At 69.2% G+C, this 23,179-nt stretch carries 21 protein-coding genes, 1 tRNA gene and 2 pseudogenes; 14 read left to right on the top strand and 10 right to left on the bottom strand.

The window, feature by feature from the left end:
• Nucleotides 1-1,103: 1,103 nt before the first annotated feature.
• On the bottom strand, nucleotides 1,104-1,235 hold the full coding sequence (locus AMO33_RS32635) for a hypothetical protein (RefSeq protein WP_255266263.1): 132 nt from the start codon (nucleotides 1,233-1,235) through the stop codon (nucleotides 1,104-1,106).
• An 868-nt stretch (nucleotides 1,236-2,103) separates the two neighbouring features.
• Here AMO33_RS32635 and AMO33_RS18915 point away from each other — a divergent pair.
• The 3 genes from AMO33_RS18915 (at nucleotide 2,104) to AMO33_RS18905 (ending at nucleotide 3,730) form a co-directional block, all read left to right on the top strand.
• On the top strand, nucleotides 2,104-2,241 hold the full coding sequence (locus AMO33_RS18915; RefSeq protein WP_081433269.1) for a DUF4244 domain-containing protein: 138 nt from the start codon (nucleotides 2,104-2,106) through the stop codon (nucleotides 2,239-2,241).
• A gap of 853 nt (nucleotides 2,242-3,094) precedes the next feature.
• Nucleotides 3,095-3,364, top strand: coding sequence for a TadE family type IV pilus minor pilin (locus AMO33_RS18910; RefSeq protein WP_220275699.1), 270 nt, complete (start codon nucleotides 3,095-3,097; stop codon nucleotides 3,362-3,364).
• Nucleotides 3,365-3,415: 51 nt separating this feature from the next.
• Entirely contained in the window at nucleotides 3,416-3,730 is a 315-nt protein-coding gene (locus AMO33_RS18905; RefSeq protein ID WP_390502534.1) for an Rv3654c family TadE-like protein, read from the top strand.
• Nucleotides 3,731-4,013: 283 nt separating this feature from the next.
• Here the strand turns inward: AMO33_RS18905 and AMO33_RS18900 are convergent, their stop codons facing one another.
• The gene (locus AMO33_RS18900; protein ID WP_060593765.1) at nucleotides 4,014-6,401 is read right to left on the bottom strand and encodes a DEAD/DEAH box helicase; all 2,388 of its coding nucleotides are present in this window, start codon (nucleotides 6,399-6,401) and stop codon (nucleotides 4,014-4,016) included.
• Between the two features lie 452 nt (nucleotides 6,402-6,853).
• Between AMO33_RS18900 and AMO33_RS18895 the strand changes: the two genes are divergently transcribed.
• The 4 genes and pseudogenes from AMO33_RS18895 to AMO33_RS18880 all read left to right on the top strand — a co-directional run bounded on the left by AMO33_RS18895 (nucleotide 6,854) and on the right by AMO33_RS18880 (nucleotide 11,754).
• Nucleotides 6,854-7,060, top strand: coding sequence for a cold-shock protein (locus AMO33_RS18895; RefSeq protein WP_011206895.1), 207 nt, complete (start codon nucleotides 6,854-6,856; stop codon nucleotides 7,058-7,060).
• A gap of 380 nt (nucleotides 7,061-7,440) precedes the next feature.
• On the top strand, nucleotides 7,441-10,374 hold the full coding sequence (gene topA, locus AMO33_RS18890) for a type I DNA topoisomerase (protein WP_060595042.1): 2,934 nt from the start codon (nucleotides 7,441-7,443) through the stop codon (nucleotides 10,372-10,374).
• A gap of 45 nt (nucleotides 10,375-10,419) precedes the next feature.
• Nucleotides 10,420-11,621, top strand: a pseudogene (locus tag AMO33_RS18885) (DNA polymerase III subunit delta').
• Between the two features lie 57 nt (nucleotides 11,622-11,678).
• Nucleotides 11,679-11,754: transfer RNA gene (locus tag AMO33_RS18880), tRNA-Thr, on the top strand.
• 822 nt (nucleotides 11,755-12,576) lie between these two features.
• Here the strand turns inward: AMO33_RS18880 and AMO33_RS31645 are convergent.
• Nucleotides 12,577-12,840 carry a hypothetical protein gene (locus tag AMO33_RS31645; RefSeq protein ID WP_127516297.1) on the bottom strand — a complete coding sequence of 88 codons (264 nt, stop codon included), beginning with the start codon at nucleotides 12,838-12,840 and terminating at the stop codon, nucleotides 12,577-12,579.
• A gap of 91 nt (nucleotides 12,841-12,931) precedes the next feature.
• A complete protein-coding gene (locus AMO33_RS18870; protein WP_060593763.1) occupies nucleotides 12,932-13,609 on the bottom strand; it encodes a hypothetical protein in 678 nt (225 codons plus the stop codon).
• A gap of 202 nt (nucleotides 13,610-13,811) precedes the next feature.
• On the opposite strand from AMO33_RS18870, the gene AMO33_RS18865 reads away from it, so the two are divergent.
• On the top strand, nucleotides 13,812-14,474 hold the full coding sequence (locus AMO33_RS18865) for a pentapeptide repeat-containing protein (RefSeq protein ID WP_082668760.1): 663 nt from the start codon (nucleotides 13,812-13,814) through the stop codon (nucleotides 14,472-14,474).
• Nucleotide 14,475: 1 nt separating this feature from the next.
• Here the strand turns inward: AMO33_RS18865 and AMO33_RS18860 are convergent, their stop codons facing one another.
• From AMO33_RS18860 to AMO33_RS31635, 3 genes are all read right to left on the bottom strand, one after another.
• Nucleotides 14,476-15,333 carry an aKG-HExxH-type peptide beta-hydroxylase gene (locus AMO33_RS18860; protein WP_060593761.1) on the bottom strand — a complete coding sequence of 286 codons (858 nt, stop codon included), beginning with the start codon at nucleotides 15,331-15,333 and terminating at the stop codon, nucleotides 14,476-14,478.
• Nucleotides 15,334-15,434: 101 nt separating this feature from the next.
• Entirely contained in the window at nucleotides 15,435-15,581 is a 147-nt protein-coding gene (locus AMO33_RS31640; protein WP_159005437.1) for a hypothetical protein, read from the bottom strand.
• A 97-nt stretch (nucleotides 15,582-15,678) separates the two neighbouring features.
• A complete protein-coding gene (locus tag AMO33_RS31635; protein WP_159005435.1) occupies nucleotides 15,679-15,834 on the bottom strand; it encodes a hypothetical protein in 156 nt (51 codons plus the stop codon).
• Between the two features lie 633 nt (nucleotides 15,835-16,467).
• On the opposite strand from AMO33_RS31635, the gene AMO33_RS18855 reads away from it, so the two are divergent.
• Nucleotides 16,468-17,640: a hypothetical protein gene (locus tag AMO33_RS18855; RefSeq protein ID WP_139337553.1), complete on the top strand. Its 1,173-nt coding sequence runs from the start codon at nucleotides 16,468-16,470 to the stop codon at nucleotides 17,638-17,640.
• Nucleotides 17,637-18,194, top strand: a complete 558-nt coding sequence (locus AMO33_RS18850; RefSeq protein WP_060593759.1) for a GNAT family N-acetyltransferase — start codon at nucleotides 17,637-17,639, stop codon at nucleotides 18,192-18,194. Before AMO33_RS18855 ends, AMO33_RS18850 begins: the two co-directional genes overlap by 4 nt.
• 324 nt (nucleotides 18,195-18,518) lie before the next feature.
• Here AMO33_RS18850 and AMO33_RS18845 read toward each other — a convergent pair whose 3' ends face one another.
• Nucleotides 18,519-19,070: a dihydrofolate reductase family protein gene (locus AMO33_RS18845; protein ID WP_060593758.1), complete on the bottom strand. Its 552-nt coding sequence runs from the start codon at nucleotides 19,068-19,070 to the stop codon at nucleotides 18,519-18,521.
• A gap of 46 nt (nucleotides 19,071-19,116) precedes the next feature.
• The gene (locus AMO33_RS18840) at nucleotides 19,117-19,452 is read right to left on the bottom strand and encodes an MmcQ/YjbR family DNA-binding protein (RefSeq protein ID WP_041560586.1); all 336 of its coding nucleotides are present in this window, start codon (nucleotides 19,450-19,452) and stop codon (nucleotides 19,117-19,119) included.
• 109 nt (nucleotides 19,453-19,561) lie between these two features.
• On the opposite strand from AMO33_RS18840, the pseudogene AMO33_RS30505 reads away from it, so the two are divergent.
• The 4 genes and pseudogenes from AMO33_RS30505 to AMO33_RS18825 all read left to right on the top strand — a co-directional run.
• A pseudogene (locus AMO33_RS30505) lies at nucleotides 19,562-19,720 on the top strand (alpha/beta hydrolase); the annotation flags it as partial.
• A gap of 170 nt (nucleotides 19,721-19,890) precedes the next feature.
• The gene (locus AMO33_RS18835; RefSeq protein ID WP_373862099.1) at nucleotides 19,891-20,283 is read left to right on the top strand and encodes a GntR family transcriptional regulator; all 393 of its coding nucleotides are present in this window, start codon (nucleotides 19,891-19,893) and stop codon (nucleotides 20,281-20,283) included.
• Entirely contained in the window at nucleotides 20,280-21,191 is a 912-nt protein-coding gene (locus tag AMO33_RS18830) for an ABC transporter ATP-binding protein (protein WP_011206902.1), read from the top strand. Before AMO33_RS18835 ends, AMO33_RS18830 begins: the two co-directional genes overlap by 4 nt.
• The gene (locus AMO33_RS18825; RefSeq protein ID WP_060593757.1) at nucleotides 21,191-21,883 is read left to right on the top strand and encodes an ABC transporter permease; all 693 of its coding nucleotides are present in this window, start codon (nucleotides 21,191-21,193) and stop codon (nucleotides 21,881-21,883) included. Before AMO33_RS18830 ends, AMO33_RS18825 begins: the two co-directional genes overlap by 1 nt.
• A gap of 55 nt (nucleotides 21,884-21,938) precedes the next feature.
• Here the strand turns inward: AMO33_RS18825 and AMO33_RS18820 are convergent, their stop codons facing one another.
• Nucleotides 21,939-23,003: an alpha/beta fold hydrolase gene (locus tag AMO33_RS18820; RefSeq protein WP_060593756.1), complete on the bottom strand. Its 1,065-nt coding sequence runs from the start codon at nucleotides 23,001-23,003 to the stop codon at nucleotides 21,939-21,941.
• Between the last annotated feature and the right edge of the window lie 176 nt (nucleotides 23,004-23,179).

The following is a 23,179-nucleotide window of genomic DNA, read 5'->3' as shown; positions in this document are numbered from 1 at the left end:
AACCGCCGGGGTGAACAGAAAGGAATGTCGGTGCAGATCACCAATCCGACCGGAGGTGTCCCACGGCGGCTGGGCAGCCTGCTCATGGTGCGGCGCAGCCACGCGTCGCCGGTTCCGCCGACTGCCGCCGACGGCGAGGCGAACCCGCCGGCTCCCACCGCCTCAGCGGTGTGCTCTCCGCCGGCGGCGGCCGGAGTTCCGTCGTCCTCCGCGTCCGAGGAGTCGGGGTCAGCCGAATCGGTGGGGCGGAGCGGCGTGCAGGCGCAACCGGTGGCCCTGGGGACATCGCCTGCCTCAACAGATCACGGCTCCCGCGGCGAGTTTTCGACCACCGCGGACCTTCGGCGTGCGGTCAGCTCCGAGCGGGTCGGTGTCGAGGGTGGCTGTCGTGTCGGGCGGGTACGTGCCCAGGGTGGTTGTGCTGACGTGCTCGGCGAGGCCCGTCCGTCGGCGGAACGACACGCGCTGCTGCGGCCGGCCCCTCCGGGCGAGAACAGAACGGGGCGGAGCCGAAGCGGGCGCGGTATTGCCGTGCCGCGCAGTGTGATTCGAGGTGGACAGGCGCAGGTTCGCTCGGCAGTGAAAGGTCTCGTCCACTGGTGGGGAGCAAGGGCGGAATCGAGCGCGCGGGTGCCCGCCCAGCTCCACGCGGTGCCGCAGATCTCACTGCCCGCGCCCCTTCGTGCGACCCATCGTTTCGACAGCGACGCCGCGACCGTCTGGGCCCTCCGGCGTCTCCGCACCGCCGTTCCCGCCCCCGGCGCGTCGTCTCGGCTCCCGCACACAGCGCGACGAATGAAGTCCACGTGGGGATTCCAGCGCGTGCGCGTCCGGCCATCGACGCCGCCCCCGAACCCCGCTGCCCCCGGTTGTCAGGCACTACCGAGCGCACCCGTGCCGCCCGCGCGGTGGGCGCCGCAGGGCCGCCCGCGCGGACTCCGCCTCGCCGGCCTGCTCCGCCTCCTGCGAGCCCGCGCCCTGTCGCCGTCGGTCACTCGATCCTCAGCGCCCGGTCGGCTGATACGACCGCCACAACGACCGGTGGAGGGACCGGCGCCGGTGCCCCAACCCACACCTGCATCACCGACGGATTCGACTGCGGCTCAGCTGGTTCCATCGTCCATGCCGATGCCGATGCCGATGCCGATGCCGATGCCTGAGCGGAATCCGGAGACGGCCTCGGACGTGCCTTCGGTACCTCCTTCGGCACCATCCGCTGTCGGTGAGCCGAGCATGAGCCCACACGGTACGCACCCGCATTCCACCTGCCGTGCGGCATCGACGTGTCCGACCGAAACGCGGGCGCTGCTCCCGGCCCCGCCCGCCTCGTCTGCGGGCTCGTCCGTTCCGGAGGCAGGGACGATGCCTTGCCGAACGGCCCTCGGCCCATCGTTCACGCAAGCGCTCTGCCATGCCGCATCGGCAGCGCGTCGCACCCGGTTGGCAGCTCCCGCCCCGGCGGTGGCACCGGGAGCAGCACCGGCCGCGGTGGGTGGTGGTCTGCCTTCCGTCTCGGCACTGGCCACAACACCGGAGGTCGCGGCACCGGCCACAACGCCGGGGGTCTCGGCACCGGCCACAACGCCGGGGGTCTCGGCACCGGCCACAACGCCGGGGGTCTCGGCACCGGCCACAACGCCGGGGGTCTTGGCGCCGGCCACAGCACCGGGGGTCTCGGCACCGGCCACAACGCCGGGGGTCTTGGCGCCGGCCACGACACCGGAGGTCGCGCTCGACGGGGTGATGACGGCGAGGCCATCGATCGGCGTGCAGACCGATCCCTCGCTGGCGGCTCCGGATCCGGTACCGCTGGCGATGGCCCTCGATGCCGATTGCGCCGAGGCGGATACCCGGACATCGCTGGGCTACCAGCCGACGACTGTCGCTCCGCCCCACAGCGCGACCACCGCCGCGCCAGCCGCGACGACACCCGCTGCGTCAGCCGAGGCAGTCGCCCGCGGACCGGAACCCGAATCGGACCAGGGCGACGAGATCGCATCCGCCGATTCACGTTCCTCGCTGCGCTCGGTCGTCGACCGCACCGAGAACGGTGTCTGGCGCCTGCGAACCCGCCTCCTCCATGCGGCAGTCGCCGATGACGGCATGAGCACCGCCGAATACGCGATCGGCACGATCGCGGCGGCCGCCTTCGGCGCCGTGCTCTACGGGGTGGTCACCGGTGACTCCATCGTCGATGCACTGACCAAGATCATCGACAAGGCGCTCAACACCAGCGTGTGAGGCCGGGACGTGGGTGTTCCGGGCGGCGGCCGGATAACCTACGCCGCGTCCGCTCGAGTGCCGGGCTGCCTGTCGGGACGATGTTCGTGCTGCTCCGCCGGTCCAACGGCTTCGGGGCTCGCCGTTCCAAGGGCCGGCGGCGGTTACTCAGCGGCGCGGCCCCCGGTGCTCGCTGGCTCGTCGCATGGGCTCCGGTCGCGTGGCGGTTCGGTGGCTGGCCGCGCGGTGGTAGCACCTGGTTACGGGCTCGGATGGTCCAACCGCCCAACGGCCAACGGCGCAGTGGCCCAGCGACCCAACGGCCCGGTGGCCCCAGCGGCCGGGTGGTCCAGCGGCCGGGTGGTCCAGCGGCCGGGTGGTCCAGCGGCCGGGTGGTCCAGCGGCCGGGTGGTCCAGCGGCCGGGTGGCCTCAGCGGCCGGGTGGCCTCAGCGGCCGGGTGGCCTCAGCGGCCGGGTGGTCCAGTGGCCCGGTAGGCCATAGCGGCTCAGTGGCCATAGCGGCCATAGCGGCCATAGCGGCCCAGCGGCCCGGTGGCACGTGGACCGTGGCTCGAGACCTCCGGTTGCCGGGCGGGTCAGTGGCTCGCCGCTCGGTGGGTTGTGTCAGGGCCGGTGGAGCGGGCCGTCGGGGGTGGGGTGGGTTTGTCGGGAAAGGGGGTGGGTGATGTGCCAGGGGGTGTGGGTGGACGACGACCACGCGGTGCGCTCGGTCGCTGATCGTGGGTCGGGGCCGCTTGCCGACGACGCGGTGGGGCCGGTCGGTGGTCGAGAGGCGCGGCGATGCGGTCGCCGCGTGGTCGGGGACGAGTGCGGGGCCGTCACGGTGGAGGCCGCGATCGCGTTGGCGGCGATCATGGTGGTGGTCGTCGTGTGTGTCGGGGCCTTGCTCGCGGCCTCGACGCAGGTGCGCTGCGTGGACGCCGCGCGAGAGGCGGCGCGGCTGGAGGCGCGGGGTGACCCGGTCGATGCCAGGGCTGCCGCCGAGCGCGTCGCGCCGCCGGGCGCCGATATCGCGATCCGGCGGGACGGCGACTTCGTCGTCGCGGTCGTGTCGGCTCGCGCGCCGCTGTTGCCACTGCGGTTACGCGGGGAAGCCGTCGCCGCCCGGGAACCGGGGCAGTAGACCGTGTACGGGCGGGGTGGTGAGGAGGGTGGCGCCACGGTGTTCGCGTGTGTGGCGCTCGTCGGGCTGATCGCGGTGACGCTGCTGATCGCGCAGGTCGGCACGGTGGTCGTCGCGCGTCACCGTGTTCAGGCCGCCGCCGATCTCGGTGCGTTGGCCGGGGCGGGCGCGCTGCAGGCAGGGGCGGACGAGGCCTGCGCCGCGGCCGAAGCGGTGGTGCGTCGGATGGGGGCGCTGGTGAGCGAGTGCGAGGTGATGCGGTGGGACGTCACGGTGTCGGTGGAGCGGATTGTCCGAATGGGCGCGGCGGGTGCGCGGACTGTCCGAGCGAGTGCCCGGGCAGGTCCGGCGGAACAGGAAGACTGACCGGTATGTAAACGTTCCACAGTGGGTGTTCGACGCCGACGAATTCGGGAATACCGATGAGTTGATAATTACGATGAGGTATCTATTCCCGAAGATTCTCGGTAATTCAATTCACGTGCGCGGTGTTCGCGGTATCGGCCCGCCGCAATGCCGTAGTTAACATGAAACGAATCCTCTTTATTCGGACGCACACGAGCGTCGGCGGCAGCGTGCCGGCTACGCAGCTGCCGTCCGGTCACCGGCTCGGAAGTGGCGGCGTGGTCACGTCGCGGGGACGGGCAGGTCACGGCGTGAGATCTGCGCCTTGACCTGCGCCGACCGCCGCCGACGTGCGGTCGAGTGCGCCGAGGACGGCCCGCAGCAGCCGGGCGGCGCCGTCCTTGTCCAGCGGGTTGTTGCCGTTGCCGCACTTGGGGGACTGCACGCACGACGGGCACCCGGTGGCGCAGCGGCAGGACTCGATGGCGGCGAGGGTCGCCGCCAGCCAGCGGCGCAGCTGGGCGAAGCCGCGCTCGGCGAATCCGGCGCCGCCGGGCTGGCCGTCGTAGACGAAGACGGTGGGCAGGCCGGTGTCGGGGTGTTCGGCCGTGGAGACGCCACCGATGTCCCAGCGGTCGCAGGTGGCGACCAGCGGCAACAGGCCGATCGCGGCGTGCTCGGCGGCGTGCAGCGCCCCCGGGACGCGGCGGGCGTCGATGCCCGCTTCGGCCAGCAGATCGGGGGTGACGGTGTAGAAGACGGCTTTGGTGGGCAGGGTCTGGGCGGGTAGATCGAGTTCGACCATGTCCATGACCTCGCCGGTGGGCAGCGTCCGTAGATAGCCGATCACCTGGCTGGTGACGCACACCTGAGCGAAGGCGCTGGTCACGCCGCCGTGGTGGCGCTCGGCCAGTACCGATTCGACGGTGAGTGAGGTGAGCTTGCGTGCGCTGGTGGTCCAGCCGGGGTCGGCTGCGTGGACGAAGGCGACGCCGTCGGTGAGGTCGAGTTCGTCCACCACGAAGGTCTCACCCTGGTGCAGGTGGACGGCGCCGGGGTGCAGGGTGGCCGGGGCCCGACCGGCATCCGCGGTGCCGAGCAGACGGCCGGTCTCGCCGTCCACGATGGCCACGGGGGCGCCGATGCCGCCGCGCACGTCCACGTCGTCGTGTGGATGGGTGTGCGCGGTGATGTGCCAGCGGCCTGCGCCGGTCCGCGGCGCGACCCGGCGCCTGATCCGGCCCTGCGCGGCCAGGTCGGCGAGGACTCGGGTGGCGCCGAGCTCCTCGGCTTCGGCATCGGTCAGCGGGAGTTCGGCGGCCGCGCACAGCAGCTGGGGGCCCAGCACGTAGGGGTTGGTGGGGTCGGTGATGGTGGCCTCGACGGGCTTGTCCAGCAGCGCGTCGGGGTGATGGACGAGGTACGTGTCGAGGGGGTCGTCGGTGGCCACGAGCAGCACCAACGACCCTTGGCTACGCCGGCCCGCGCGGCCCGCCTGCTGCCAGAACGAGGCCACGGTGCCGGGGAAACCCGAGATGACAACGGCGTCCAGGCCCGCGATGTCGACGCCCAGTTCCAGCGCGTTGGTCGTCGCCGCGCCGAGCAGCCTGCCGTCGGACAACGCCGCCTCGAGTTCGCGCCGGTCCTCGGCCAGGTAGCCGGCTCGGTAGGCGGCCACGCGCTCGGTCAGCCGTGGATCGACCTCGCCCAGTAGTCCGCGGGCCTCCCGCGCGGCCAGTTCGGCGCCGCGGCGCGACCGCACGAACGTCAGCGTCCGCGCGCCCTCGACCACCAGGTCGGCCATGATGCGCGCCGCCTCGATCGTCGCCGAGCGCCGAACGGGTGCACCGTTTTCGCCGGTCGCGGCGGTGAGCGGCGGTTCCCAGAGCGCTACGGTGCGCGCGCCGCGCGGCGATCCGTCCTCGGTCACCGCCACGCACGGCGCGCCGATCAGCCGCGACGCGGCCGCCGCCGGATCGGCCGTGGTGGCCGAGCAGAGCACGAACACCGGATCGGCGCCGTAGTGCGCGGCGACGCGGCGCAGCCTGCGCAGCACCAGTGCCACGTGTGAACCGAAGACGCCCCGGTAGGCATGGCATTCGTCGACCACGACGTAGCGGAGTCTGCGAAACACCCGCGCCCACCGCTGATGCGACCGCAGCATGCCGACGTGCAGCATGTCCGGGTTGGTGAATATCCAGCGAGCGTTGTCGCGCACCCATTGCCGGATCTCGGCCGGGGTGTCGCCGTCGTAGGTGGCCGGGTGGACCTCGCGCAACGGGCCCTCGTGGGTGAGTTCGCCGAGGGCGCGCAGCTGGTCGGCACCCAGCGCCTTGGTCGGCGCGAGGTACAGGGCGGTCGCCCGCGGGTCCTCCCGCAGCGCCGTGAGCACCGGTAGCTGGTATCCCAGCGATTTCCCGGACGCGGTGCCGGTACTGACCACGACGTGCTGCCCGCCCGCGGCCAGCTCCGCGGTGCGGGTCTGGTGTGTCCACGGTGCGCCGATGCCGTACGTGTCCAGGGCCGCGATGACGTCGGGGTGGACCCACGCGGGCCACTCGGTGGTCTCGGCAGGCCGCGCGGGCAGGTCGACGGCGTGGGTGAGCCTGCGATCAGGACCGCCCCGTTGGACACGATTCAGCAACGATCGCCCGTAGCCGAGGGCCGGATCGGCGCCTGCGGCGTCCCCCATGTCCGCTCCTGTCACCACGACGCGGCCGCGAGAGGCTCGCGAAGTGTGAAACGTGCGTAGTTCGGACGCGTGACCAGTGTTTTCGATACCAAATAGCGACCTGGGTCACACCATGTTTGCCGAACTACTACCCGGTTATCCGATGGCAAACCGACCCGAAGTCTGGATTCGAGCATTCTCTCCCTCACCTGCGCATTCGCAAGATCAAGTTTTTTGCAAATTGTCGGTAACTCGACTGTTGAATTGCTCGAAGACATGGTTCACTGGTTCCTGGTCGCAAGCTTCTGTGTTCGAGGGACGGATCGAAAGTCCAAACCGTCAGCAGGATCGATGTTGCGAACGGTGTGCTTGGTGCTTTCCTTGCAGGGGGAACCAAGAGTACAGCGGTCGGAACGGACCCGGTGGACGAACCCAGTTGTCCGCCGTTCCGGTAAGAAAAGAGAAGGAACATAATGGCACAGGGAACTGTGAAGTGGTTCAACGCGGAGAAGGGGTTCGGCTTCATCGCGCCCGAGGACGGCTCGGCTGACGTCTTCGTCCACTACTCCGAGATCCAGGGGTCGGGCTTCCGCACCCTCGAGGAGAACCAGAAGGTCGAGTTCGAGGTCGGCCAGGGCACCAAGGGCCCGCAGGCCACCGGAGTGCGCGCGCTCAGCTGAGCACGCCCGATTCCAGCTTCGTCCCTCATCACCGGCATCGGGATGAGGGACGAGCTGTATCCGGGGTAGGGACGTGACACCGGGCGCCCGCCCGCGCCGCAGCGCCGATCGGCCCCCGCCGAACCGCTGCCGACAACGCGCGGTCCGCCGAGCGCGCCCGGGACGGCGCCGCGGGCGGTGACATGCCGCCCGACGGGCGGGTCCGAACTACCATCTGCCATCACGTACGCTCGGTGGTTCGGGTCGCAAGCGCTCGACCGCTGCCGTCCTCAAGGTATAAACGTCTCTGGTAGCGATGTTCCTCGTCGCCGCTTGCCCCAGCCGCGCACCACACGCGAACAGCGCGTCGCGCGGGTCGAGAAGGAAAGGTGTATTCGCCGGTGGCAACACGAGACCGCGGTGCAGCCGACCAGGGCCGTCCCCTGCGTCGTCTCGTGATCGTCGAGTCCCCGACCAAGGCCCGCAAGATTGCGCCCTACCTGGGCCGCAACTACACGGTGGAGGCCTCGGTCGGTCATATCCGCGACCTGCCGCGCGGCGCCGCCGATGTGCCGGCCAAATACAAAGGACAGCCCTGGGCTCGCCTCGGCGTCGACGTCGACAACGACTTCGAGCCCATCTACGTGGTGAGCCCGGACAAGAAGGCCAAGGTCACCGAGCTCAAGAGCCTGCTTGCCGACGCCGACGAGCTCTACCTCGCCACCGACCCCGACCGCGAGGGCGAGGCCATCGCCTGGCACCTGCTCGAGACCCTCAAGCCCAAGGTGCCGGTGCGCCGGATGGTCTTCCACGAGATCACCGAGCCCGCCATCCGCGCGGCCGCGGCCGACACCAGGGAACTCGACCCGGACCTGGTCGACGCGCAGGAGACCCGCCGCATCCTCGACCGCCTCTACGGCTACGAGGTCAGCCCGGTGCTGTGGAAGAAGGTCATGCCGAAGCTCTCGGCGGGCCGGGTGCAGTCGGTGGCGACCCGGGTGATCGTGCAGCGCGAGCGCGAGCGCATGGCGTTCCGCTCCGCGGAGTACTGGGACATCGCCGCCAAGCTGGACGCGGGAACCGACGAGCAGAGCGATGCGGCGAACCCGCGCACGTTCGGCGCGCGGCTGGTGAACGTCGACGGCGCCCGGGTGGCCAGCGGTCGCGATTTCGGTCCCGACGGACAACTGAAGTCGGCCTCCGGTGTGGTGGTGCTGGACGAGGCCCGCGCCCGCCGGCTCGCCGAGGCGCTCGACGGCGTCGACCTCGCGGTCACCTCGGCCGAGTCCAAGCCGTACTCGCGCAAGCCGTACCCGCCGTTCATGACCTCGACCCTGCAGCAGGAGGCGGGCCGCAAGCTGCGCTTCACCTCCGAACGCACCATGCGCGTCGCGCAGCGGTTGTACGAGAACGGCTACATCACCTATATGCGCACCGACTCCACCACGCTGTCGGAGTCGGCGATCGCGGCGGCCCGCTCGCAGGCCACCCAGCTCTACGGCGCCGAGTACGTGCATCCGTCGCCGCGCCAGTACAACCGCAAGGTCAAGAACGCGCAGGAGGCCCACGAGGCGATCCGTCCGGCGGGCGACACCTTCGCCACCCCGGGCCAGCTGCACTCGCGCCTGGACAACGACGAATTCCGGCTCTACGAACTGATCTGGCAGCGCACCGTCGCCTCCCAGATGGCCGACGCGCGCGGCACCACGCTGACCCTGCGCATCACCGGTGTCGCGGGTACCGGTGAGGAGTGCGTGTTCTCCGCGTCCGGTCGCACCATCACCTTCCCCGGCTTCCTCAAGGCCTACGTCGAGAGCGTGGACGAGGAGGCGGGCGGGCAGTCCGACGACGCCGAATCCCGGCTGCCCGCGCTGGAAGAGGGCCAGAACGTCACCGCGATCGAGCTGAACCCCGACGGGCACAGCACGAATCCGCCCGCCCGCTACACCGAGGCCTCGCTCATCAAGGCGCTCGAGGAACTGGGCATCGGCCGCCCCTCGACGTATTCGTCCATCATCAAGACCATCCTGGACCGCGGCTACGTCTACAAGCGCGGCAGCGCGCTGGTGCCCTCGTGGGTGGCGTTCGCGGTCGTCGGGCTGCTCGAGGCGTACTTCGGCAGGCTCGTCGACTTCGACTTCACCGCCGCGATGGAAGACGATCTCGATGCCATCGCCTCCGGCCGGGAACGGCGCGGAAACTGGTTGTCCAGCTTCTACTTCGGTGGCGACAGCGGTGTGGAGGGGTCGGTCGCGCGCTCGGGCGGGCTGAAGAAGATGGTCGGCGAACAGCTCGACGACATCGACGCCCGCGAGGTGAACTCGATCAAGCTGTTCACCGACGGCGAGGGTCGCGACGTGGTGGTCCGGGTCGGCCGCTACGGCCCGTATCTGGAGCGCCTGGTCACCGATCCCGATGACCCGGACGGTGATCCGATCTCGCAGCGGGCGAACCTGCCCGATGATCTGCCGCCGGACGAGCTGACCCCGGAGGTCGCCGAGAAGCTGTTCGCCACCCCGCAGGAGGGGCGCAGCCTCGGCGTAGATCCGGCCACCGGGCACGAAATCGTCGCCAAGGAAGGGCGTTTCGGCCCGTACGTCACCGAGATCCTGCCGGAGCCCGCCACCGAGGAGGGTGCCAAGAAGACGGCGGCGAAGAAGACCGCGCCGAAACCGCGCACGGGCTCGCTGTTCAAGTCGATGGATCTCGCCTCGATCACCCTCGACGACGCGCTGAAGCTGCTGTCGTTGCCCCGGGTGGTCGGCACCGATCCGGCCACCGGCGAGGAGATCACCGCGCAGAACGGCCGGTACGGGCCGTACCTGAAGAAGGGCACCGATTCCCGTTCGCTGGCGTCGGAGGACCAGATCTTCACCATCACCCTCGACGAGGCGCTCAAGATCTATGCCGAGCCCAAGCGCCGTGGCGGCCAATCGGCCAGCGCCGCGCCGCTGCGGGAACTCGGCACCGATCCGGTGTCCGGCAAGCCGATGGTGATCAAGGACGGCCGCTTCGGCCCGTACGTCACCGACGGCGAGACCAACGCCAGCCTGCGTAAGGGCGACGAGGTCGAGTCGATCACCGACGAGCGGGCGGCCGAACTGCTCGCCGACCGCCGCGCGCGGGGACCGGTCAAGAAGACGGCCAAGAAGGCAGCGAAGAAGACCGCCGCCAAGAAGACCACCGCGACCAAGGCGGCCGCGACCAAGACGGCGGCGACCAAGACCACGGCGACCAAGACCACGGCGAAGAAGACCACCGCGAAGAAGACGACGGCCGCGAAGAAGACCGCGGCCAAGAAGGCGCCGGCCAAGTCGACGGCCGAGAACTCCTGAGTCGGCTCGGCGCCGGTGTCCGAGCCTGCGGTTAGGGTGTCAGACGTGGCGGGTGTCTTCGATCGGTTGGTCGGCCAGGACGCGGTCGAGTCCGAGTTGACGGCCGCGGCGGTCGCGGCGCGCGCGGGTTCCGTCGAGGGGGCGATGACGCACTCCTGGCTGTTCACCGGCCCGCCCGGTTCCGGGCGTTCCGTCGCCGCGCTGTGCTTCGCCGCGGCCCTGCAGTGCACCGACCCGGGCACGCCCGGTTGCGGCCGCTGTCACGCGTGCACCACCACGATGGCGGGCACCCACGGCGACGTGCGACGGGTGGTGCCCGAGGGACTGAGCATCAGCACCAAGGAGATGCGCGAGATCGTGCAGATCGCCTCGCGCAGGCCCAGCACCGGACGGTGGCAGGTGGTCGTCATCGAGGACGCCGACCGGCTCACCGAGGCGGCCGGCAATGTGCTGTTGAAGGTGGTGGAGGAGCCGCCGGAACGCACGGTGTTCCTGCTGTGCGCGCCGTCGGTCGATCCCGAGGACATCTCCGTCACGTTGCGCTCGCGTTGTCGGCACGTGCACCTGGTGACGCCCTCGGTCGCCGCGATCGCCACCGTCCTGCGGGAACGCGACGGCCTGGACGCGAAGACCGCCGAGTGGGCGGCGTCGGTCAGCGGGGGCACGTCGGCCGGGCCCGCCGCCTGGCCACCGACGCCCACGCCCGCGAACGCCGGCAGCGCGCGCTGGCCCTGGCCGCGGCGGCCGCCCGTCCCGGCGCTGCCTACGCCGCCGCCGACGAGCTGGTCAAGGCCGCCGACGACGAAGCCAAGGAGATGAGCGCCGAACGCGACGAACGTGAACGCGAGGAACTCGCCACCGCCCTCGGTGCGGGTGGCACCGGCAAGGGCGCCGCGAGCGCCACCCGCGGCTCGGCGGGCGTGCTCAAGGAGCTCGAACGCAGGCAGAAGTCCCGCGCCACCCGCACCGGCCGCGACGCCCTCGACCGTGCCCTCATCGACGTCGCCGGTCTCTACCGGGACGCCCTCGCCGTCCGCTTCGCCGCCCACGACGCCGACGCGGTCACCCTCACCCACCCCGACATGACCGAGCAGATCCACGACCTCGCCGACCGCGTGCCCCCCGAGGGCCTGCTCCGCTCCATCGACGCCGTGCTGGCCTGCCGCGAAGCCCTCGACCTCAACGTCAAACCCCGCTTCGCCGTCGCCGCCATGGTCGCCACCCTCATCGCCGCCCAATCCGGCTGACCACCCGTTTTCGCGATCCGGCGCCGGAGACGATAGACTCGCGACGCCGGAAGGCACGCCGCCTTAGCTCAGTCGGTAGAGCGCTTCACTCGTAATGAAAAGGTCGGGGGTTCGATTCCCCCAGGCGGCTCCATACTTGCTGATCGTGGCCACCGCGCTGCGGACACGGTGCGCGGTCACGTCGTCGGGGATGCCTAGGGCGTCACGAACCCGCTGCCATTCGTGCCCGACGTTCTGCGGGTCCCGCAGCGTCCCCGCGTTGGACGGAAACACCAGGTCGAGGGCATCCGTCGTGCTCGGAGGCGCGGCCAGCTGGCGGCCGCCTGGGCTTTCCGGCGCTGCGTCAGCGCTTGTACGACGAAATCGTGCAAGCGCGATGACGCCCTTGCGGTTCTTCGGGTCGTCGTCGTTGCCGATCCGCACCAGCCCCTTGGCCTTGACCCGCACGACCTTCCCGCTCGTGCGCAGCGTGCCCGCCGCCAAGTCGATGTCCGGCCACACCAGCCCGAGTATCTGGCTGCGGCGCAGCCCGGCGCCGGCGAGGACCGTCACCCAGTCGGCCAGGTCGGCGTTCGCGCAGTACTCGGCGACGGTCGGCGGCGTGTACGACTTCACCGGCTTGCCTCGTGTCCGTTCTGCCCGGGACAGCTTGCGTGGGCAGGGACCTTTTCGAACTGCGCACGGCGGACAGGATCGTGCGCACTCTTCGACGGTGACATCTCGTGGGCCGCCCGTCCGGCCCTTGGCCGCGATGTTCTGCACGAGCTGGTTTCCCGTACCGGATTCACCGTGAGCGCGTCTTCGCGCACCGCGTTGCGGAACATGCCGGAGAGGACGTTTCGGTCTGTGCGCATCGACCCGGGGCCCTTGGCCCGCCCGAGGTCCACGAGGAACGCTTCCACGGACGATGTGCTCACTTCGAGGAGCAGACGGCCACCGAACGCTGTGTTGAAGGTCACTGCATCACGTCATAGCGTTCGATCGTCGAAGGCGCCCGGTTCTGTTCGACGAGGTACCCCTGGTACTCGTCCCACAATTGCCGAACAGTCGTGCTTTCCGACAGCTCGCCGCCCGCGTCCACCCGAGTAGCGGTCGCGGCGGCCAGTGCAGCATCTGTCGCTCGGGAGCCTTGGGCGTCCGGAACCTGTCGCCCGCGTGCGTCGAGCTTCAGCGGCGACGTGCGCGTTACCTGCCGACGTTTACCGGTCTTGTCGCGCACCAGGACCCGCGCCTGCCAATGCCGGGGCGCAGTTCGGTCAGCATCACCTTGCCCGGAACGTCGATCGGTCGCGCCGGTCTGCCGCGCCGCATCAGTCGATCCGTCGAATCATCCCCGAATCCTCCTGCGCGTCCAGCGCCGCATCCAATGCGTCGAGGTCGCAACGGAAGTCCTTTCCCACCTTCCGCGGCCGGGGCAGCCACGGATCGCGATGCCGGTTCCATCGGCGTAGCACTTCGGGGTTCACACAGATATGCGCTGCAGCGACTTTCGTGGTGACCCGCCGTCGCGGCCGGTGTGCGCTGGGTTCAGCAGACATCTGCCTGTCCTTCCGGGCCAAGATCCAAATCATTGCTGTCTGTTTGCTCTGTAGTGTGGGCGGCATCCGTGCCGGTATCGGCACTATCCGCCCCTCCGGAGGCAGGACGGTAGCCGCGAGCATCGCCCGGTCGTATTCGACACGCCAGGCGAGACGCTGAGAGGTCGCGGTCATGAGCAGATGTGTGCAGGAGGGGACGCGGATAGCGGGGCCGATGCGCGACCAGGTGTGGCGATGGGGATCGCGGGCAGGTTTGTCGAGGCCGGCAAAGGCCAGGATGCGGCGCACGAACTCCAAGCGATCCGCCTTGTGGTCATCGAGGGTCTCTTCGCGCATCCGCGCCAGCCGCGCGGACATCGTGACGACCATTTCCCGCAGCAGCGTCAACGCGAACGCCGAATTGTCGTAGGCGAACCGGTCGAACCACCCCTGACCGAACCCGAATTCCACCCCGCCCTTGGGGCTCGACCACCTGCCGCTGCCTTACATCCCGAAAGGGACCGCACCGTGTCGGTGGGTACCGAGGAGTTGTCTCCTATGGATCGTCGGATGCGTCGTCCGACACGGGCAGAAGGCTGGTGAATTGCCTGATGGGAGGGGGCGGCGGCGTGCTAGGTTCGGTGCCTGTTCCACGTCGTCTACAGGGGAGTCGATGGCAGTCACACGCTTGCAGGTCACGCCGGCGCGACCAAAGCTCGGAGGTGCGTTACGCGATGCCGGGCCAGGGGAGGCGTTCGGCGACGAACTGACGGTGGCCGGCGTGAGATACACCGGCGGTGCGGCCGGAGCCGAGGGTGGTGACGTCATCGCGGTCAGTGCCTCGGAGTTCTCCGGCGCCCGGCTTGTCGGGTCGCTGACCCGTACGACTTTCGACAATTGCGTGTTCGACTCATCGGATCTCGCGGGGCTGCGTGCCGACGAGACATCGTTTCTGGAATCGGCCATCGCGCAGTCGCGTCTGACCGGACTGTCGTTGACTGACGGGGTGCTGCGTGATGTGACGGTGGAGGACACCCGTGCGGATCTGGCGTCGTTCCGTGGCAGCAAGTTTCAGAAAGTGGTGTTCACCGGCTGCAACCTTGCGGGAGCCGATTTCCAGCGGGTGCGGTTCCGTAGTGTCCGGTTCGAGGGGTGCGACCTGACCGGTGCCCAGTTCTCGCAGGCGAGTATCGAGCACAACACCACGTTCGCCGATTGCCGGATGGTCGATGTGCGCGGGGTGCGCGGGTTGAAGGGTGCGCATGTGCGCGGTGACGACCTGCTCGGGCTGGCGGAGAGCCTGGCCCGAGAGGTCGGCATCGAGGTGGACTGGTGACTCAGGACGCGACAGCGTACCGGGAGAACCGTTCGTCGGAGATCGATTCGGCGACGTAATCCCAGTCGAGAGAGAACGCGAACTCCGCGAGCTGGTGCACGAGCATCTGCCCGTAGGAGGTGAACAGATCTCGCTTGGCGTTGAGGCCCTGGCAGCATTCGCGCAGTGAGCCGGTGAACATGTCGACGAGTTCGGTTTCCCCGCGCTGGTGCTGCATCCACATCAGCGGCACCGCGACCACTGCGGAATGAAATGCGCGATCGAGTGGGCGGAGTTGCCCGAATTTCACCGCGGACAGCACACGGAACTCCTGGGCGTCGAGGTGTTTCACGGGCTTGGTGTAGAGGCCGTGGACCATTTCGCCGACGAACAGGTTCAGGTGTGTGGCCTCGTGCACGAGCGATTCGGCGAAGTCGTACACGGTCCAGTGTGGTCCGGGACTCAATGCGACCAAGCCGGGCAGGTGCGCCGCAGATCCGCCGCCGGTGCTGTCGGACGGCAGCAAGATGACATCGGTGACCAGCAAATCGACCAGGCGCCCGAGGTCGGCATTGAGGTCGCGGACGTACTCGCCGGCCTCAGCGACGCAGCCGGGCCATATGTCACGCTCTTCGGGAGTCGAGGGGCGCAGACCATTGAAGATTCCGTCGAAGACATCGGATTCGCGCAGGTACTTGCCCCACTGGCTGTCCTCGTAGTGGATTGCCGAACCTTCCGGCGGCGCGTCGATCGGCCGATGTCGGCTGACTGCTTCCCGGTAGGAGACGGGCAGCCTTGCGGGATCGGGGATTTCGCCGAGGACCGCGCGTGTGTACCGGGCGGTGTTCTCGTAGGCGTGGCCGATGTTGAGGAAATGCATGGTGGAAGCTCCTGGTGGATAAGGGGTATGGAACGAAACAGGCGGGCGGCGGAATGTGGCACTCCGCCGCCCGCCCTACGAGATGTCGGTGAGTTGGCCTATCAGGTCCAGCCGCCCATCATCGCCGCGTTGTCGTCGCTGCGGAACTGGGCGATGCGGTCGCGCACCGCCGCGTTCGTGGCTTCGGAGTCGGACGCCGCCCGCTGTACGGCTTCGTTGGTGATCGTGTCGGTGTTCAGGGTGCTCATGGCATTCCTTCCAATTCGGTTTCTTGATCCCCTGGCCAGGGCCCTATGCGCGGGCGCATCTGCCCGCGGTACCGGTTACGTTCGGGCACGGGAACGGTCACCGTGTTGTGTCCTCCGGGTGCGTCGCCCGGTACTGCGACATCACGCGGTCTATCTCGCCCTGCAACCGAAACGCATCGGCCGGCGCGTCGTCCCCCAGCGGCGACGCGACATGCCTGACAGGAGCCGTCTCGTTGTCGGCGTCGCGCATCATGTCTCCACCTCCGCGACGTACGCGGCTGCTTCCGCGAATCGCGGACACCGGTGTGCCACATGCCGATCCATCACCAGGCATGCATGCGCCTGCGAACGGATCGGCCCACCGGTCCGGCATTGCGCTGGCGGGTAGTGGTCGTCGAGCGCGCGCAAACCGGCCGCGACCCGCTCCAACAGGTGCAGAGACCTACAGCCGAACCGGTACAGATACGTGGGACGCGTTGCCGGAGTTCGCACCGGCAACGACGGCAGTCTCTCGCTCATCGGGGGGACACCTCGATCGGTTGGGATTGGTTCCGTGGGGCCGCGCCCACCCCCGAGGCATGAGGGGCGTCCCGAGGGCGGGGCGACTGAAACCAGGATTTCGCAGCATCGCCCAACATCGAAGGCACGGAAGTGATACGCCAGGGATACGCTTGGAACCGGACCGGCGTTCTGTGCCCGTGGAGGTGGAATGATCGTTTCCAGATGGACACAATCAGAGGTGCGCGCACTCCGCGTCGCCGCGCTACGGGAAACGCAGGAAGAGTTCGCCGAACGTGCCGGATTCGGGCTGCCGACGATCAAGAAGTGGCATCGTGCCACTCGTGACCGGCCGGTGCGCGGCCGGTCCGCCGAAGCACTGGACACGATGCTCGCCCAGCTCGACGACGATCAACACGCCCGGTTCGCCACAGAACTACGGATCACCAGCGCCGAGCCCGCGCCACCGGAACACCCCGCGCCGCCGAGCACCTCCACCACACACGGTTTCGGCCTCTACGCATGGGAAGTTGACGCAGACGTGAAGCGAAGGGAATTCGGGAAACTCGCAGCGGTTGCGGCGGTCTCCGCCGCCGGACTGTCCTCCGACGCCTGGCAGTTCGGGGAACACATCGGCCGAGCCGACGTCGACCGGCTACTCGCCGGCGTGGACCTCCTCGAGGCCGAGGACCAGCGGGTCGGAGGCGGCAAGCTCGTCGAGTTCGCGGTTCAGCAGTTGGCCGCCGCCAAACACCGCCTCGATATCGGCAGCTACTCACCCGAGGTCGGGGACGCGTTCGCCGCCGCGACAGGACGACTGGCGATGATGGCCGGGTGGCTCGCCGCCGATACCGACCGACAGCCCCTGGCGCGCCGCTGTTACGCCGACGCGTTCGCGCTCGCGACCGAAGCCGATGACGAAACACTCGTCGCGGACGCCTCCCTGTATGCCGCCAACCAGGCCATCGGCCTGGCCCGCCGCGGGCACGGCACCCCATATCACGCGCTGAAATACATCGACCGGGCCCGCACTCTGTCCCGCGGCAAACCGCCTGGCCGCATCCACGCGCTGATCGCCGCGCGGGAAGCCCAGGCTCGAGCGTTGATGGGTGACCGGGCTGCATTCGGCCGCGCCGTCGCCACCGCCTGGCGGGAGCTCGATCACGCCCTGATGTTCGAGGCGCTCGAGGAAGCGCCGCAATGGTTGCGGTTCGTCACCGCCGCCGAGCTTCGCGGGCATGAGGCACGCGGGTACGGCGATCTCGGAGATTGGGCGCGCTCGGTACAGGTATTCGACGAGATCCTGTCCGGAGACGAGCCGGACAGCCCACGGAACGCCACGCACACATCAGCGTGGGCCGCCTCCGCGAAAGCGCGACTCGGCGACGTGTCCGGCGCACTCGACACCGGACACGGCGTTTTGACCGAGTTGGAGTCTGTCGCGTCTGTCCGGACGCTGCGGGTGATGGAACCGGTGCGTGATATCGATCCGGGCGGAGATTTCCGGGATCGGTTCGACCAGCTCGGCGCGGCGATGAGCAGGAAGGCACTCATGCCATGAACACACCGGAGTTCCGGCGGTACAACGCGACCCAGGCCCGCGAGCTGCGGGCCGTTGTCGAGGCCATCTTCCGGCGCTCGTATACCGATGCGATCGAGTCGGGAGACCCGTTCGACACGCCTGAGGAGTTCATGCGCCGCTTCGACTCCTACACCGGCGGAAGCGGATTCGACCTCGTAATCGCCTACATCGATGGGGAGCCTGTCGGCCAGACTTGGGGTTGGCCGCTGGGTCCGCACAACGCCTGGTGGGGTGGGCTGACGCTGGATGACGATGATCCGGCCGAGTTTACCGCCGAGGACGGCACGCGGACTTTCGCGCTGTCGGAGATCATGGTGTGCCAGGAGTGGACGGGTCGAGGTCTCGCCCGTGCCCTGCATGATGAACTGCTGTCCGGCCGGCGTGAGCAGAGGGCAACGCTGCTCGTGGAGCCGGAGAACGAGCGAGCGTATGCGCGCTATCGGAAGTGGGGATGGTCGCGGGTGGGGACGTTGACGCCGGGGTGGCCGGATGCTCCGACCTTCGATGTGCTGATTCGCTCGCTGCCGGTGTGACCGAGCTGTTCGATGGTCGACAGTGGTCGACGATAGGCAGATGCGCAGGAACCGTTCCGGGACGCCGCTGGCGATGGCAATCCGTCCTCGTCCCGGGACGGTACCTCCAGCCCCGCGAAGGTCTTCGTCGGCCTCCCTGCCGATGAGAGCCCCTGACCATCTGCCACGGCCTCCTCTCGCCACGGCCATGCTCGGCTGGTCGCCATCAGCCGACATTCCGCACCGGTAGACCCGGCATGAACTCGGCAGTCCGCGTGAGGAGTACTTCGACATCGACTGACATGGTTCGAAGGTGGGCGCGGTTCGTCCGGCCGAGTGGCCGGCTCACTCGGTGACGTAGCGCAGCAGGACCGCGGTCTTGAAGTGCCGTGTTTCGGCCAGGCGCAGGCGGAGGCGGGTGTCGAGGGCGGGGAAGTACGGGGTGCCGCCGCCGAGAACCACGGGGGAGACGAACATCTGGTACTCGTCGACGAGTCCGTGCGGTATCAGCGAGGCGGCCAGTGTCGCGCCGCCGACCTCGATGACGCCGTCGCCCGCGGCCTTGAGTCTGCCGACCTCCTCGGCGGAGTTCGCGCTGATCAGCGTGCTGTTCCAGTGCACTTCGGGCACTGTCCGGGAGAAGACGACCTTCGGCTTCTCGGTCCAGAGCCTGCCGAACTCGCGCTCGATGGGCGGTGCGTCCGCGGGGACGTGCGGCCAGTACTCGGCCATCAGCTCGTACAGGCGGCGGCCGTGCAGCGAGATCTCGATCTCGCGGAAGCGGTCGTTGTGGAATTGGTGCAGTTCGTCGTCCGGCTCGGTCCAATCGATGGCGCCGGCGCGGTCGTTGATGTAGCCGTCCAAGGACACGCTGAACCCGTAGACCAGTTTCCTCATGTCGGTGTAGACGCGCCGCGCCGGCAGAAATCATCGCCGGGACCCGTCAGGCGCCGTCGAGTAACCGTTTGGGGGCCGCCAGTTTCCAGGAGTCGAGCACGATGGCGCGCAGTTCGTCATGGTCGTCGAGGGCGGCGAGGCGGACCCGGACCCAGGCGTTGTTGGCCTCGTGGGGTGCGATCCAGAACTTGGCCGGCTCGGCGGCGACGAGTTCGTCGCGGTCGATGACGGGGCAGCGGACGGCCATGGAGGTCTCGTCGTCGGGCAGGGTGAGGAACAGCGAGCGCGCGACCCGGAAGATGGGCATCTGCCAGGCGAATTCCTCGGTGGTTTCCGGGAGGGAGAGGGCGTAGGCGCGTACGTCGTCGCCGGTGGTGCTCATGGGCGTGATCTTGCCAGCGGGCACCGTCACGTGGCCGGGCCGGCGGTCACCGACACCGGCGGCGCCGGGCTGCCGGTGGTCCACCTGAACGGTCAGTTCGCCACACAGGGCTACCTCCAACATCGAGCTCGGCGAGCTGTCCCGCGAGCGGGAGCTGGGTCCGGTGCTCGACGAGATCAGGGTGCCGGTGCGGTACGTGGTCGCCTCGGGCACCTCGTTCGGCAGCCGCGGTGACGAGCAGGAACGCATCCGCAGCGGTCTGGACGCTGCCGCCCTGCCTCGCAGGATCAGCGCCGCCCTCGACGCCGGATGACGGCGGCCGTCGGTAACCGCGCCTGACCGGGCGGAACAGCGTGGCAGCCGACCGCACGTGTCCTGGTCGCGCCCGCCGGAGTTGCGCCGACCCGTGACCTACCTCTATGGTTCATTACATGAGTAATGAACCACTCCACCGAGGACGGTGAGCTGGTGCTCGAAGACGGGAAGCCGCTCTTTCTGCAGATCGCGGAGATGATCGAGAACTCGATCATCGACGGGTCGCTGGCGGAAGAGGCACAGGCGCCGTCGTCGAACGAGCTCGCCGCCTTTCACCGGATCAACCCGGCGACGGCGGCGAAAGGGCTCAATCAGCTTGTGTCGGAAGGGATTCTGTACAAGAAACGAGGGATCGGCATGTTCGTCACGGCCGGCGCGCGCAACGCCTTGCGGATGCGGCGTAGGGAGCGGTTCGCCCAGCAGTACATCGATCCGCTGATCGCCGAGGCCGACAAGCTCGGCATGGGCATCGACGAACTCAAGGCCATGCTCGACCAGCGGGAGGGATCACGATGAGCGCGACCTACCTCGACCCTGCGGTGCTCGACACCGAGACCGTCGCGTCGGTGCGGGGTGTCGGCATGCGGTTCGGTTCGGTCACGGCGCTCGACGACGTGTCCTTCGAGCTGCGCGCGAACACCATCTACGGCCTGCTCGGCCGTAACGGCGCCGGCAAGACGACGCTGATGCAGGTGCTCACCGGACAGCAGTTCCAGACCGCGGGTGAGGTCAGCGTGTTCGGGGCGACGCCGCACGAGAACGCGGCCGTGCTGCGCGATGTCACCTTCATTCGCGAGAGCCAGCCGTACCCGGCCGATTACAAGGTCAAGCATGTGCTCGACGTGGCGCGGCACCTGCTCCCGCACTGGGACGAGGATTTCGCCCAGCGATTGTTGCGCGATTTCGACCTGCCGCTCGGTCGACGGGTCAAGAAGCTCTCCCGCGGGATGACGTCCGCGCTCGGCGTCATCATCGGCCTGGCGTCCCGGGCGCCGTTGACGCTGTTCGACGAGCCGTACCTCGGGCTGGACGCGGTCGCGCGGCAGCTGTTCTACGACCGGCTGCTCGCCGACTACGCCGAGAATCCGCGGACCGTGGTGCTGTCCACGCATCTCATCGACGAGGTGGCGGATCTGCTCGAGCACGTCATCGTCATCGACCGTGGCCGGGTGGTCGCCGACGCCGCCGCCGACCAGCTGCGCGAATCGGCGATCACCGTCGCCGGGCCGGTCGGCGAGGTCGACCGCTTCGTCGCCGGACGTCCGGAACTGCGCCGCGAAGCGCTGGGCAACCAGGCGCGCGTGCTGGTGCGCACCACCGACCACGATGCCGACGTCGCGCGGGCGGGCGCACTGGGACTGCGGCTGGAGCCGGTCTCGTTGCAGCAGCTCATCGTCGAAACCGCCACTACCCAGGAGCAGTGATGATCGCCCGAGTCCTGTCCGTCGCCCGTATTCACGCCGTCTCCTGGCCGCTGCTGTTCGCCTGGCCGCTGGGCGTGCTGACGGCCGCGTTCGCCATCCCCTGGGTGATCTTCGCGCTGGTCGACACCGAGGACCGCAACATGACCGGCAGCGTCTACTCGATCCTCGGCATCGCACTGGCCTTCTACCTGGTCGCGATGACGCAGTCGCTGCCGTTCGCGCTGGGGCTCGGGGTGACCAGGCGCGACTACTTCCTCGCCACCCTGTTGGTCGCGCTGACCCAGATCGTGGGCTTCGGGGTGCTGCTGTGGGGACTGTCGGCGGCCGAGCAGGCCACCGACGGGTGGGGGGTGAACATGGTGATGTTCGGGATCCCGGCCGAATTCACCGACAACCGGCTGGTCCAACTCGGGACCTTCCTGGCGGTGCTCGCGCTGATCGCGGCCGCGGGCCTGCTGATGGGCGCCATCCAGCAGCGGTGGCGGGTGACCGGGCTCTACACCCTCGGCGCGGTGGTCCTGGTGCTCGGCGGTCTGGCCGCGATCCTGGTGACCTGGCAGCGCTGGTGGCCGGAGGTGGGCCACTGGTTCACCGACAGCCCGCGCGCGGTCCCGATGGTGCTGGTGCCCGCGGTCCTGGCGGCGGTCTGCCTCGGCGGCGCGTGGGCGCTGGTCCGCCGCGCCACGGCATGACCACGAATCCGGACGCGGCGGCGCAGGCCCCGGCTCCTCAGCCGGGGCCGTTTCCTCACACCGCGTCGGCCTGCGGCCGGTAGGCGCTGGCGGCGATCTTCGCCAACTCCGCGTTGAACCGGTCGGCCGCCTCCACGTTGCTCAGGTGCCCGGTCGGCCAGACCTGGTAATCCGCCAGCGAGCCGGACGATTTCAGCGCCTCGACGATGGTGCGGTTCATCCGCTCGGGCAGCAGGTGGTCGTGCAGCCCGGCGATGACGGTGGTCGGCACGGTCAGGTTCTTCGCCGCGTCGCCGAGGTCCATGTCGGCCAGCGCCGCCGCGTGCAGGCCGCGGGTGAGCGGACGGCAGGAGCGGACGATGCCGAGCGCGAAGGCGGCCTGGTCGGCGGTGGCGTTCCTGGTCATCACGCGGGACTTGAGGACCGCGGTGACGAGCGGGCTCATCGGGCCACCGGGCAGCGGTATCGGTGCGGTGAGCAGGGTTTCGGCGAGCACCATCGGCATCCGCACGCCACGGCCGAACACCGTGAGCGGTCGGTTGGCCACGGCCAGCGGTTTGTTCAGCAGCGGCAGCAGATCGGTCTCGAAGCGGATGTCCTTGGAGGCGGTGTTGGCCAGCACGACGGCGGCCGCGCGGTCGGGCACCTGCTCGGGATAGCGAGCGGCCCAGGCCTGCAGGGTGATGCCGCCCATGCTGTGGCCGACCAGCACGGCGCGGCGGCCACGGGGCAGGGTGGCGTCCAGGACGGTGGCCAGATCGTCGGCCAGGGTGTCGGCGCAGGGCGCCACGCGGCCGAGGGTGCTCTCGCCGTGCCCGCGCTGGTCGTAGCAGATCACGCGGTAGCGGTCGGCCAGGGCGTTGATCTGCGGGTGCCAGTACTCGATGCAGCAGCTCCAGCCGTGGATGAGCACGATGACCTCGCCGTCGGCGGGGCCGTAGGCATGCACTCGGAGGCGGGCGCCGTCGACGGTGGTGACCGGCACGATCTCCACGGGCGCGGCGGGCTTGTTCAGCGACGCCGTGGCGTAGGTCCGGGATCGCAGGGCGGCACGGTAGGCCGCGGTGAGCGGTTCGGTGCTGCGCACCCCCGCCAGGGTCTTCATCGACGTCACCAGCATCGCACACTCCTTTGTGTCTGCCGCCACCGTACCGTGCAAGCACGACTGCTTGCTAGTGCAAGCGCTCGGTGTCGGAAAACCTGGCTCCGAATGCTTGGATACCCGATATTCGGTCCACTGAACTTTCCGTCCCGACCGAAGATCTTCGGCGCCGGAGCGGCGTCCTGCCAGGTCTA

The sequence above is a fragment of the Nocardia farcinica genome, from assembly GCF_001182745.1.
GTDB classification, from domain to species: domain Bacteria; phylum Actinomycetota; class Actinomycetes; order Mycobacteriales; family Mycobacteriaceae; genus Nocardia; species Nocardia farcinica.
The sequence above is the reverse complement of the archived record's forward strand: the minus strand, read 5'-3'. Positions and strand labels throughout refer to the sequence as shown.

Bases quoted from the DNA above. Each gene is read 5' to 3' on its own strand.
- AMO33_RS32635 (WP_255266263.1), bottom strand. From the start codon at position 1,235: ATGCTCGGCTCACCGACAGCGGATGGTGCCGAAGGAGGTACCGAAGGC.
- AMO33_RS18915 (WP_081433269.1), top strand. From the start codon at position 2,104: ATGAGCACCGCCGAATACGCGATCGGCACGATCGCGGCGGCCGCCTTC.
- AMO33_RS18910 (WP_220275699.1), top strand. From the start codon at position 3,095: ATGGTGGTGGTCGTCGTGTGTGTCGGGGCCTTGCTCGCGGCCTCGACG.
- AMO33_RS18900 (WP_060593765.1), bottom strand. From the start codon at position 6,401: ATGGGGGACGCCGCAGGCGCCGATCCGGCCCTCGGCTACGGGCGATCG.
- AMO33_RS18895 (WP_011206895.1), top strand. From the start codon at position 6,854: ATGGCACAGGGAACTGTGAAGTGGTTCAACGCGGAGAAGGGGTTCGGC.
- AMO33_RS18865 (WP_082668760.1), top strand. From the start codon at position 13,812: ATGGCAGTCACACGCTTGCAGGTCACGCCGGCGCGACCAAAGCTCGGA.
- AMO33_RS18860 (WP_060593761.1), bottom strand. From the start codon at position 15,333: ATGCATTTCCTCAACATCGGCCACGCCTACGAGAACACCGCCCGGTAC.
- AMO33_RS31640 (WP_159005437.1), bottom strand. From the start codon at position 15,581: ATGAGCACCCTGAACACCGACACGATCACCAACGAAGCCGTACAGCGG.
- AMO33_RS31635 (WP_159005435.1), bottom strand. From the start codon at position 15,834: ATGATGCGCGACGCCGACAACGAGACGGCTCCTGTCAGGCATGTCGCG.
- AMO33_RS18855 (WP_139337553.1), top strand. From the start codon at position 16,468: ATGCTCGCCCAGCTCGACGACGATCAACACGCCCGGTTCGCCACAGAA.
- AMO33_RS18850 (WP_060593759.1), top strand. From the start codon at position 17,637: ATGAACACACCGGAGTTCCGGCGGTACAACGCGACCCAGGCCCGCGAG.
- AMO33_RS18845 (WP_060593758.1), bottom strand. From the start codon at position 19,070: ATGAGGAAACTGGTCTACGGGTTCAGCGTGTCCTTGGACGGCTACATC.
- AMO33_RS18840 (WP_041560586.1), bottom strand. From the start codon at position 19,452: ATGAGCACCACCGGCGACGACGTACGCGCCTACGCCCTCTCCCTCCCG.
- AMO33_RS18835 (WP_373862099.1), top strand. From the start codon at position 19,891: ATGAACCACTCCACCGAGGACGGTGAGCTGGTGCTCGAAGACGGGAAG.
- AMO33_RS18830 (WP_011206902.1), top strand. From the start codon at position 20,280: ATGAGCGCGACCTACCTCGACCCTGCGGTGCTCGACACCGAGACCGTC.
- AMO33_RS18825 (WP_060593757.1), top strand. From the start codon at position 21,191: ATGATCGCCCGAGTCCTGTCCGTCGCCCGTATTCACGCCGTCTCCTGG.
- AMO33_RS18820 (WP_060593756.1), bottom strand. From the start codon at position 23,003: ATGCTGGTGACGTCGATGAAGACCCTGGCGGGGGTGCGCAGCACCGAA.